This is a genomic window from Sphingopyxis sp. Root1497 (genome assembly GCF_001427085.1).
In the GTDB taxonomy this organism is placed as follows: domain Bacteria; phylum Pseudomonadota; class Alphaproteobacteria; order Sphingomonadales; family Sphingomonadaceae; genus Sphingopyxis.
The window spans coordinates 521,300-532,545 of the sequence record NZ_LMGF01000003.1 but is presented as its reverse complement, the minus strand read 5'-3'; the positions used below and the strand labels follow the sequence as shown (position 1 = coordinate 532,545).

The window sequence follows — 11,246 nt, the reverse complement described above, 5'->3', positions numbered from 1 at the left end:
GTTGGCGCGACGTCGCTGGCCCCTCCACCACTCGCTTCGCGAGCGGTCCCCCTCCCCATCGCTTCGCGACAGGGAGGATTAATCGCGACCCCAGTCGCCATGCTGCGCCATCCACAGCGCCGTCGCGGCGATCGCGGCGGTTTCGGCGCGCAGGATGCGCGGGCCGAGCGCCATGCGTTTCACTGCCGGTGCGGCGAGCAGCAGGTCGCGCTCGCGCGCCGTGAAGCCGCCTTCGGGGCCGGTCAGGATCGCGGCGGGCGCGGGCGCGGCGAGTGTGGCCATCGGCAGGCCGCCCTCCTCGTCGGCGAACAGCAGCGCGCGGTCCGCCGGCCAGTCGGCGATCAGGCGCGGCAGCTTGACCGCGTCGGCGAGCGTCGGCAGCGCGGTGCGCCCGCATTGCTCGCACGCCTCGACGATCTGCGCCTCGACCCGGTCGCGGTTGATGCGGTCGACGATCGTGCGTTCGGTGATCACCGGCTGCAACCGCGCGACGCCGAGTTCGGTCGCCTTTTCGATGATCCAGTCGAGCCGCGCCTTCTTGACCGGCGCGAAGCAGAGCCAGAGGTCGGGCACCGCCTCGAGCGGCCGCATCCGGCGCTCGATGACGACGGTGAGTGACCGTTTGGCGGTGTCGGCGACGACGCCGAGCCATTCGCCGCTGCGATTGTCGCAGAGCAGCAGCGGGTCGCCGGCCTTCGCGCGCATCACGTTGAGCAGATAATGCGCCGCAGGGCCGTCGATGACCGGATTCGCCCCGGCGCTGAGCGGGGTGTCGACGAACAGGCGCGGGGTGCTGGCGGGCGGCCAGGCGGGGACAGCAGGCATGACCCACGCGATAGCAGACGACGGAAATTTGCACATCCCGCGGCGTCGGTCGCCGGATCTGTCTCGATTCGGGTCAGAATCGGGGAGCGGCCGCGGCGGGCGCAAGCCGCGATTAGCGTTTTGGTAAGCAGTCCCGTCCTAGGTGCAAGGGTACCAGCCACGCATCTGTTGGGGCGGCGTGCCTGGCGAAGAGGGGTTGTGACCATGCGAGGGACCTTGATCCGCGATATCTGGCGCGGCGTCCGGAAATTGCTGCGCGACCAGCGCGGCAACACCATGTTCCTGACCGCCGCCGCCGTCGTGCCGATCATCGGCATCGTCGGTTCGGGCGTCGATATCGGGCGCGCCTATATGGCCGAACTGCGCCTGCAGCAGGCCTGCGACGCGGGCGTGCTCGCGGGCCGCCGCGCGATGGCGGGGACGACCTATACCACCGAGGCGCAGGCCGAGGCGAACAAGATGTTCACCTTCAACTACCCCAGCACCAAATATGGCAGCACCGGCGTCACCTTTAACTCGGTGGCGCAGGGCACCTCGACCGTCAACGGCACCGCCACGGCAAACCTGCCGACCGCGTTGATGCAGATTTTCGGGTTCGGCGATTTCAACCTGTCGGTGAATTGCAGTGCGAAGCTGGAGATTTCGAACGCCGATATCATGCTCGTGCTCGACGTCACCGGATCGATGTCGACGGTCAATTCGGGCGACTCGGTGAACCGCATCACCGCACTGAAAAATGCCACCATGTCGTTCTTCGACACGCTGACGACCGCCGAGACCGGCGACGGAAGGCTTCGGTTCGGCGTCGTGCCGTACAGCTCGACCGCGAATGTCGGCTCGATTCTGTACGCGAAAAACCCGGCCTGGTTGGCGAACACGACGACATTGCCGTCGCGGGTGGCGCAGGCGCCGACGTGGATCAACGCATCGACGGTGAACAACGGTTCGGCGAGCAAAGGCACGGCCTATATGGTCGTGGATTGGGCGAATACCGGCACGACGATCACCAAAGTCGGAAGCAACAACGCGACCAGCAGCAATTGTGCGAACGCGACGAAGGCGAATTCGGCGGACGAGATCACCGGATCGTCGACGACGACCCAGACGGGCCAGACGACGACCGACGATCACCGAACGACGACGAAGGACGTCAAGCAAGCCTATCGCTATTATCAATATAGATATGCCTGGGCGTCGAGCAAATGCAACGAACAGCGGCGGCAGATGGAATATATTCAGACGCAGGCGCAAACGACCACGGAGGATCGCCAGCAGAATTATACGTATAACGATTATAGTTTCGACGTGACCGCGGCCAAGACCGGGACGGCGCTGTCGACGACCACCGGCGATTTCGGCGCCGCCTATTCGGCGACCTGGGGCGGCTGCGTGATGGAACGCGGCCCCGCTTCGCCCTTCGCGGCCAATGCGACGGCGCCGTCGACCGCGCTCGACATGGATGTCGATACGGCGCCGACCAGTGACGACAACACCAAATGGAAACTGCTGATCCCCGAGATTGCCTTTCCGCGCGCCAGCGGTCCCAGCGGTACGCCGTCATCGACCGGGACGTCTGGTGTGACGGTCGATTACAAGAACGTCACCAAGGACAGCAGTTCGGGCAACTGGCAGCGCTATTCGAAATATTGGGGCAGCGGCTGGGGCGTTTGCCCGGCGGCGGCGATGAAGCTGACCACGCAGACGGCGGCCAATCGCGCCACGTTCAACACCTATATCAACTCGCTGCAGCCGGTCGGCGGTACCTATCACGACTCGGGCATGGTGTGGGGCATTCGCCTCCTGTCGGCCGACGGGATGTTCGCCGACGAAAATGCGACCGCACCCAACAATCGTCCGATCGCGCGCCATATCATCTTCATGACGGATGGCGACATGTCGGCGAACATGGGGAACCTGGGCTTCCAGGGCTATGAGTGGACGATGAAGCGCGTCGGCGGCACCGACGACGCGACGCTGACGGCGCGGCACAACAATCGCTTCCTGCAATTGTGCGAAAAGGCCAAGGCGAAGAACATCACCGTCTGGGTGGTCAGCTTTGGCCTGGCGCTCAACACGCAAATGACGACCTGCGCGACGGCGGACAAAGCCTATTCGGCGGCGAACGCGACGCAGCTCAACCAGAATTTCCAGTCGATCGCACGGCAGATTTCCAAGTTGAGGTTGTCGCAATGATCCGTCTTCCGACCCATCTCCGTAGCCTGCGGCGCGATAATCGCGGCACCGCGATCACCGAATTCGCGCTGACGGCACCGCTGTTCCTGCTCATCCTCATGGGGATTTTCGATTTTTCGTGGCAGATGTACGCGAAGCAGGTGCTGTCGGGTTCGGTGGCGCAGGCGGCGCGCGCCTCGACGCTGGAGGGTAATGCGAGCAGCCAGACCGCGCTCGACGCCGCGGTGCGCAAGCAGGTCAAAAAGGTGTTCAAGAACGCCAATGTGACCTTCACGCGCAAGGCCTATGACAGCTACGACGAGATTGGCGATCCCGAAAACTACACCGACAGCAACAATAATGGCCGTTACGACACCGGCGAGTGTTTCCAGGACGTCAACGGCAACGGCAATTGGGATGCCGACCGCGGCCAGACCGGCAATGGCGGCGCCGAGGATGTCGTCGTCTATTCGGCGAAGATGGAAGTGACCCGGATCCTGCCGGTCTGGACGATGCTCGGCCAGCCGCAGAAAACGACGATCAAGGCGAGCACCGTGCTGCGCAACCAGCCCTATGCCGCCGCAACCTCGACGAACAAGGTCATCTGCACATGATCGCTCCCGCTTTCCGCAAGATGCGCCGCGCGCTGGTCCGGCTCGCGCGCGACAGCCGTGCGACGATCATCGTCGAAATGGCGTTCACCATCCCCTTCCTGATCCTGATCGGCTTTGCCGGGCTTGAGATCGCCAATCTGACGCTCGCCAACACGCGAGTCAGCCAGATCGCGCTGAGCGCCGCCGACAATGCGTCGCGCATCGCCTATGGCAATAATCTGTCGCTGCCGCGCGTGCGCGAACTCGACATCAACTCGGTGTTCACCGGGGTCGAGGAGCAGGCGGGCGGGATGAATTTCCGGGCCAACGGGCGCATCATCCTGTCGAGCCTCGAACGCAACACCGACGGCGGGCAATGGATCCACTGGCAGCGCTGCTATGGCAACCTCAACGCGCCGTCGAGCTTTGGCGTGCAGGGCGCCGGCAAGACCGGTACCGCGCTGGCGGGCATGGGGCCGGCGGGCCGGCAGGTCGCGGCATCCGAAGGCACCGCGGTCATGTTCGTCGAGATCACCTATCGCTATACGCCCATGCTCTATGGCAAGTGGCTCGGCGCCAAGACGATCCGCTCGACCGCGGCGTTCAACATTCGCGAGGCGCGCGACCTGCGCGGGCCAAGCGCGAACAGCGACGGCGTTTACAACGACGCGCCGGTGGCGACCAAATCGGCCTGTACCTGACCGGCGCGCGGCGGCTGTCGCAATAATCATTTGTTGCGGACGCGGCGGCTGCTATCGCGCGGACGCCGATGATCGCCGCCCCGCCTCCCGACAGCCAGCTTCGCGGTTTCGTCGCGTTGCTTCCCGCCGCCGCGCGGCCCTATGCGCTGCTCGCGCGGTTCGACCGGCCGATCGGCTGGTGGCTGCTCTATTGGCCGTGCACCTTCGGGCTGGCACTCGCGGGCGGCGCGGCGAGCCATTGGCCGTTGCTCCTGTGGCTGTTGCTCGGCGCGATCGTCATGCGCGGCGCGGGCTGCGTCTATAACGACATCGTCGACCGCGACCTCGACGCGCAGGTCGCACGCACCGCGTCGCGGCCGGTGGCGAGCGGGGCGGTGTCGGTGCGGGGCGCCTGGTTGTGGACGGTGCTGCTGTCGCTCGTCGGGCTGCTGGTGCTGGTGCAATTGCCGCTGCGCGCGCAGCTGATCGCGCTGCTCAGCCTCGCGCTGGTGGCGGCTTACCCGTTCATGAAGCGCATCACCTGGTGGCCGCAGGCGTGGCTGGGGCTGGTGTTCAGCTGGGGCGCGCTCGTCGGCTGGGCGGCGGTGGGGGGGCAGCCGACCGGCCTGGCGCTGCCCTTGCTCTATGCCGGCTGCATCGCGTGGGTGATCGGCTATGACACCATCTATGCGCTGCAGGATATCGAGGACGATGCGCTGGTCGGGGTGAAGTCGAGCGCGCGCGCGATGGGGCGGCATGTGAAGGCCGGGGTCGCGCTCTGCTATGGTTTCGCGCTCGCCGGCTGGGCGGGGGCGCTGTGGAGCGTGCGGCCCGACCCGCTGGTGTTTGTCGCGCTGGTGCCCGCGGCGCTGCATCTGGTCGGGCAGGTGGTGACGCTCGACCCCGACAATGGCGCCGACGCGCTGGCGAAATTCCGCAGCAACCGCTTCGCCGGGCTGCTGGTGTTCGCGGCGATGCTGGTGGTGGGGAATGCGCCCTGAGCTGATCCTCCCTGTGCAGCAGGTATGGGGAGGCGGTGGCGGCTTCAGCCGCTGACGGAGGGGCTGACGCCGTCAAAGGCTGGCGCGAGACCGCGGCCCCTCCACCACTCGCTTTGCGGGCGGTCCCCCTCCCCATGGCTTCGCCACAGGGAGGATTTCATTCCGCGGCGAGCAGTTCCTCGGCGCCGCCGAGATCGACCGAGACGAGGCGACTGACGCCCTTTTCGACCATCGTCACGCCATAGAGGCGGTGCATGCGCGCCATCGTCACCGCATTGTGCGAGACGATCAGATAGCGGGTGTTGGTCTCGCGCGTCATGCGGTCGAGCAGGTCGCAGAAGCGTTCGATATTGGCGTCGTCGAGCGGCGCGTCGACCTCGTCGAGGACGCAGATCGGCGCCGGGTTGGTGAGGAAGAGGCCGAAGATCAGCGCCACGGCGGTCAGCGCCTGTTCGCCGCCCGACAGCAGGGTTAGTGTGCCGAGGCGCTTGCCGGGGGGCTGCGCCATGATTTCGAGCCCGGCTTCGAGCGGATCGTCCGAATCGACGAGTTCGAGATGCGCCTGGCCGCCGTTGAACAGCGTCGTGAAGAGGCGCTGGAAATGGCCGTTCACCGTCTCGAACGCCGCGAGCAGGCGGACGCGGCCCTCGCGGTTGAGGTTGCCGATCGAGCCGCGCAGGCGGTTGACCGCCTGTTGCAGCTCCTCGATCTCGGCGGCGCTTTTTTCGCGTTCGGTGTCGAGTTCGAGCAGCTCGTCGGCGGCGACGAGGTTGACCGGGCCGAGGCGTTCGCGGTCGGCGATCAGCCGATCGTGCTGCGCCGATTCGGCGCTCGCCTCGCCGACGCCGGCGCTTTCGAAGCCGGCCTTTTGCGGCAGCAGCGGCGGCGGGCATTCGAAGCGTTCGCCCGACAGGCGGCCCATTTCGATGCGGCGCAGTTCGGCATTTTCGGAGCGCGCGACGGCGCCGGCGCGGGTCTCGCGCGCGCTGGCGAGGGTTTCGCGGATCAGGCCGAGCGCGGCCTCGGCCTCGCGCAGCGCGGCCTCGGCGGCGCGCTCCTGCGCCTCGGCGGCGGTCACCTGTTCGCGCAGGCTCGCCTGTGTCGCTTCGACCTCGGCGCGCTGTCCGGCGAGCTTTTCGGGAAGGTCGGTGAGCTTGGCGGCTTCGGCGGCGAGCGCCTCGGCGCGTTTGTCCATCTCGGTGACGCGGCGCGCGGCCTCGCCGGCGCGCGCCTTCCAGCTCTTGATCTCGGCAGCGACGACCGCCTGGCGTTCGCTCAAGGCCGCGAAGGCGCGGTCGTGCGCGGCCTGCGCATCGCGCGCGCTGGCGGCGTCGGTGCGCGCGCGTTCGGCGGCGGCTTCCTGCGCGTCGAGCGCGGCGCGGGCGATGCGGTCGTCGGGCAAGGCGGCGAGCGCCGCTTCGCGGTCGGCGAGCTCTTTCGTGGCCTCGGCGGTCGCGGCGGCGAGCTCGGCGCGGCGGCGGTCGAACAGGCTGGCGGCGTCGCGGTGGCGGTCGAGCGCGGCCTGCGCCTGGTCGGCGGCGCGGAGCGCGGTGCGGCGGCGTTCGTCGGCTTCGGCGAGGGCGCGGCGGGTCGCCGACACGGCGGCGGTCGCCTCGGCGAGCGCCGCGGCGGCGGCGTCGCGACGGTCGCCGAGTTGCATGACGCCGAGTTCGACCTGCGGGCGCTGCGCCGCGAGGTCTTCGAGACGGTTCTGGCGGACGAGGCGCTCGGTCGCGGTGGCGCCGTCGCCGCGCGCGACAAAGCCGTCCCAGCGGCGCATGACGCCGTCACGCGTGACGAGGCGCTGGCCGACGGCGATCGGCTGGCCGGTGTCGCTGTCGGCGACCGCGACCTGGGCGAGGCGGCGGAGCAAGGCGGCGGGGGCCTGGACGACGTCGGCGAGCGGGGTGGTGCCAGCGGGGAGGGCGGGGTCGTTCGCTTGCCTGTCGGCACCGCGCCAGCTGCGCTCGGCCTCGGCGTCGGTGCCGGCGTCGAGATCGTCGCCGAGCGCGGCGGCGAGCGCGGCTTCGTAGCCGGGGGTGACGCGGAGTTGGTCGAGCACCGGATTGGCGTCGGATTTCGCGGCGGCGAGCGCGCGGGCGAGGGTGGTCGCCTCGCCTTCGAGCGCGGCGAAGGCGGCGCGCGCTTCGGCGAGGCCCGATTCGATTTCGCCGAGGCTCGCGGCGGCGGCTTCGCGGTCGGCTTCGGCACCCTGCAGCGCCTGCTCGGCGGTGGCGATCGCGCCTTCGGCCTCGACGGCCGTATCGGCGGCCTCGACCTGACGACGCGCGAGGTCGGCGCTGTCGCCGAGCGCCGCGACCTCGGCCTCGACGCGCGCGCTGTCGGCGGCGATGCGGCGGACGACATTGTCCGCGGCGTCGCGTGCCGAGACCGCGATGCGGCGGTCGGCGGCTTCGCTGGCGGCCTGCGCGCGGGCCTGGGCGAGCGCGACCTCGGCGTCGCGGAGCAGTGCCTGCGCCTGCTGGCTGGCGTCGACGAGCGCGGCCTTGCCGGCTTCGTGGACGCTGAGTTGCTGCGCCAGCGCCTTGGTTTCGGCATCGAGATCGGTGAGCGCGCCATGGGCGTCGCGCGCCAGACTGCTTTCATGGTTGCGGTCGTCGGCGATGCGGCGCTGCTGCGCGGCGAGATCGTCGAGCCGCTGGCGCGCGGCGCGTTCTTCGCCGGCGAGCCGTACCTGCGTCGCGGTCGCGTCGGCCAGCGCGTCGCGCTGCGCCTGCGCGGCGCTGCGCGCCTCGGCGACGCGGGTCGCGACCTCAGTCTGCGCGCGCGCGACGGTGTCGAGCTTTTGTTGCGCGTCGCGCACGGCGGCTTCGGCGGCATCGCAGTCGCGCTTCGCCTGATCGGCGGCGGCGGCGGCGTCGCGCCAGCGCGCGTAGATCAGCCGCCCCTCGGCGACGCGGATCTGCTCGGTGAGCGCCTTGTAGCGCTCGGCGGCGCGCGCCTGACGGCGCAGCGCATTGGCGCGCACCTCCATGTCGGCGACGATTTCGGACAGACGGGTGAGGTTGGTTTCGGTGGCGCGGAGCTTTTGCTCGGCGTCCTTGCGGCGCACGTGCAGCCCGGCGATGCCCGCCGCCTCTTCGAGCATGGCGCGGCGGTCGGTCGGCTTGGCCGAAATGACGTTGGCGATCTTGCCCTGGCTGACCAGCGCCGGGCTGTGCGCGCCGGTGGCGGCATCGGCGAAGATCAGCGCGACGTCCTTGGCGCGCACGTCGCGGCCGTTGGCGCGGTAGGCGCTGCCCGCCCCGCGCTCGATGCGGCGGATGATCTCGAGCTCATGGCCTTCGCTGGCGTCGGACAGGCCGGCGACGATGTCGCCCTCGGTATCGCAGTGGATCGCAACCTCGGCGAAATCGCGCGGCGGGCGCTGCGACGTGCCGGCGAAGATGACATCCTCCATGCCGCCGCCGCGCATCGATTTGGGGCTGGATTCGCCCATCACCCAGCGGATCGCTTCGAGCAGGTTCGACTTGCCGCAGCCATTGGGGCCGACGACCCCGGTCAGCCCGGGTTCGATGCGCAATTCGGTGGGTTCGACGAAGCTTTTGAAACCGGTCAGGCGCAGGCGTCTTATCTGCACGGATGGATTCCGTGCAGTCGGCCGAATCGCAGATGATGCAACCTTGGTGTCACATATCCCCCTTGGTGTCCGTCATGCCGCGCGGGCGGGGGAGTCGCAAGGGGGTTGGGGCGGGACTCCTCCCTGTCGCGCAGCGATGGGGAGGTGGCAGCGCAAAGTGCTGACGGAGGGGCAGCAACACCAACGTCGCCTGGCCCCTCCACCACTCGCTTCGCGGCGGTCCCCCTCCCCATGGCTTGGCCACAGGGAGGATATTGATGTCAGCGCGCGCCGAGCGTCTTCAGGCGGTCGCGCAGCACCGGCCAGGTGCCGATGCCTTCGGCAACCGCGCCGTTGATGAGGAAGGTCGGCGTGCCCGCGATATTATATTTCTCGTTGGCGGCGTTGACGCCCTTTTCGAGCGCTTCGATGTTGGCGATGTTGCCGAGGCAGCTGTTGATCTGGTCGGCGGTCATGCCGCGCGCCTGGAAGAACTGGTCGAGCTTGATCGCCTTGGCGAGCGCGGGGAAGCGCTGGTTCGGCGCCAGCTGCATCGCCGCCTGGAAGCCGGCTTCATTGGCCTGCGCATTGGCGAAGATTTCGGCCTGCGCGGCGAAGGTGTTTTCCATCAGCGGGAAATAGCGTTCGGCCGGGGCGCAGTGGATCACGGCGGCGGCGGTCGCGTCGATGCCGTCGCGGACATAGTTGCGCATTTCGAAGCTGACGCGGCCGGTGTCGACGAAGTCGCGCGACAGTTCCTCATGGCTTTCGTTCGAGAAATCGGCGCAGTGCGAACAGGTCAAAGAGCCATATTCGACGAGCTTGATCGGGGCGTCGGGGTTGCCCATCAGATAGCCGCCCTCGGGGGTCTTGACGACGGTCTGCGACCAGCTCTTGCCCGCGGGCGCCGCGACCTTGGCGATCGCCGCCTGTTCCTTGGCGGGGTCGGTCTTGGTGTCGCCGCACGCGGCCAGGGCAAGCGCGGCCATCGAGGTCAGGAGCAAGGTACGCATCATGGTCTGTGTCTCTCCAAATCGGGGAATGCGGCGCTTTTAGGAAGGTTTGAGCGCAAGGTCGAGTTGCGATTTGATCGCCGGCCAGGTGGTGACTTCGGCATTGCGGCCGTTGATGTAGAAGGTGGGTGTGCCCGTGACGCGGTCGGCATTGCGGCCGATGTTGGTCATGCCGGTGAGTTCGGCCTGCGCGACCTCGTCGTCGAGGCAGGCATTCTGCTGCGCCGCCGTATAGCCGCGTGCGGTCATGATCGCGGCGAGCCCGGTGTCGGCGGCGATCTTGCGCGCGCGCTCGCCGGTGGTGCCTTCGAACCAGCTCGTCTTCTGCTTGTCGGTCGCCTTGACGACCTTGCCGAGCCATGCCGGCTGTGCGGCGAAGATCGCCTGGTGATTGCCTGCGAACGCCTTGCTCCCGCCGCAGCGCGCGAGCAGCGCGGCGGTCATGTCGACGGGGTCGCGCACGAGGTTGCGATATTCGAAGAGGACGAGCCCCTTATCGACATAGAGCGTCTTGAGCGGAACCGCCGACAGCGTGGCGAAATCGGCGCAATGGCTGCAGGTGTAGCTGAAATATTCGACCAGCTTCACCTTCGCATCGGGGTTGCCGACGAGATAGGCGCCGATCGAACTCGTCGTCACCGTCGCTGACCAGCGCGGACCGACGGGGGCAGCCTTGGCGGCGGGCTTCGCGGCGGGCTTGGCCGTTGAAATAGCCGGCTGGAGGGCGAAGGCGGCGATACCGAGCGCGGCCAGTGCGACGGGCATTTTCAGACGGGCGGCGAACATGGCGACCTGGTTCTTCCTCAACTGATGCGGGGGATTTTGGGCGCGGCGCCGAGCCCGGCGGCCATCCGTTCGAGGACCGTCCGAAGCTCGGGGTCGCCGATGTCGCGCAAACTGTCCCCCAGTTCGGCGGGTACCGGCTTGAGCATTGCCGGTTGCTGAACGGCGGGCGCCGGGGTGACATGGCCGTGCGCCATGCGGACATGGGCGATCGCGGCATAGCCGAAGAAGCGGTTGACCGCGGCGATGAGGTCGGGGGCGACATGCTGGAGCATCGGGGCGTGGGCGCCGCTGATCGTCAGGTGGAGCGTGCCGCCGGCCTTTTGCCCGACGGGGAAGCGGATCATCGCGGGCTGGGTGACGTCGGCGAGCTTTTCGCCGACGATCTCGCGCCAGCGGCTGACCACCGAGCTTTGGATGAAGCCGAATTTGCGAAAGGCGGTGCGGCCGATTTCGGGGACGAGGTCGGCAATCGAGCGCGCCTCGCCGCCGCGCGGGCGTTCATAGGGGCGCGGCTTCGGCTTGGCGGGTTTTGCCGCCTTCTTCGCCTTGGGCTTTGCGGCCGGGCCGTCGTCGCTCGCGTCTTTCGCCATCGGGAG

The 11,246-nt window shown here is 68.2% G+C and carries 9 protein-coding genes; 4 read left to right on the top strand and 5 right to left on the bottom strand.

All coding sequences use genetic code 11. The annotated features are described in order from the left end of the window. Nucleotides 1–78 precede the first annotated feature (78 nt). On the bottom strand, nucleotides 79–825 hold the full coding sequence (locus ASD67_RS05975) for a 16S rRNA (uracil(1498)-N(3))-methyltransferase (protein ID WP_056347069.1): 747 nt from the start codon (nucleotides 823–825) through the stop codon (nucleotides 79–81). 204 nt (nucleotides 826–1,029) lie between these two features. Between ASD67_RS05975 and ASD67_RS05970 the strand changes: the two genes are divergently transcribed. From ASD67_RS05970 to ubiA, 4 genes are all read left to right on the top strand, one after another. Continuing rightward, a complete protein-coding gene (locus ASD67_RS05970; protein ID WP_056344715.1) occupies nucleotides 1,030–3,018 on the top strand; it encodes a TadE/TadG family type IV pilus assembly protein in 1,989 nt (662 codons plus the stop codon). Beyond that, nucleotides 3,015–3,611: a TadE/TadG family type IV pilus assembly protein gene (locus ASD67_RS05965; RefSeq protein ID WP_056344713.1), complete on the top strand. Its 597-nt coding sequence runs from the start codon at nucleotides 3,015–3,017 to the stop codon at nucleotides 3,609–3,611. Before ASD67_RS05970 ends, ASD67_RS05965 begins: the two co-directional genes overlap by 4 nt. Next, nucleotides 3,608–4,291 carry a TadE/TadG family type IV pilus assembly protein gene (locus tag ASD67_RS05960; RefSeq protein WP_056344710.1) on the top strand — a complete coding sequence of 228 codons (684 nt, stop codon included), beginning with the start codon at nucleotides 3,608–3,610 and terminating at the stop codon, nucleotides 4,289–4,291. Before ASD67_RS05965 ends, ASD67_RS05960 begins: the two co-directional genes overlap by 4 nt. 68 nt (nucleotides 4,292–4,359) lie before the next feature. Further along, on the top strand, nucleotides 4,360–5,271 hold the full coding sequence (gene ubiA / locus ASD67_RS05955; protein WP_056344707.1) for a 4-hydroxybenzoate octaprenyltransferase: 912 nt from the start codon (nucleotides 4,360–4,362) through the stop codon (nucleotides 5,269–5,271). Between the two features lie 157 nt (nucleotides 5,272–5,428). On the opposite strand, the gene smc is transcribed toward ubiA, so the two are convergent. From smc to ASD67_RS05935, 4 genes are all read right to left on the bottom strand, one after another. Further along, nucleotides 5,429–8,872, bottom strand: coding sequence for a chromosome segregation protein SMC (smc, locus tag ASD67_RS05950; RefSeq protein WP_056344704.1), 3,444 nt, complete (start codon nucleotides 8,870–8,872; stop codon nucleotides 5,429–5,431). A gap of 260 nt (nucleotides 8,873–9,132) precedes the next feature. Continuing rightward, nucleotides 9,133–9,864, bottom strand: a complete 732-nt coding sequence (locus ASD67_RS05945) for a thioredoxin domain-containing protein (RefSeq protein WP_056347067.1) — start codon at nucleotides 9,862–9,864, stop codon at nucleotides 9,133–9,135. Between the two features lie 39 nt (nucleotides 9,865–9,903). Beyond that, on the bottom strand, nucleotides 9,904–10,650 hold the full coding sequence (locus ASD67_RS05940; RefSeq protein WP_235535582.1) for a thioredoxin domain-containing protein: 747 nt from the start codon (nucleotides 10,648–10,650) through the stop codon (nucleotides 9,904–9,906). A 17-nt stretch (nucleotides 10,651–10,667) separates the two neighbouring features. Beyond that, entirely contained in the window at nucleotides 10,668–11,240 is a 573-nt protein-coding gene (locus tag ASD67_RS05935; RefSeq protein WP_056347064.1) for a DUF721 domain-containing protein, read from the bottom strand. Nucleotides 11,241–11,246: the final 6 nt, after the last annotated feature.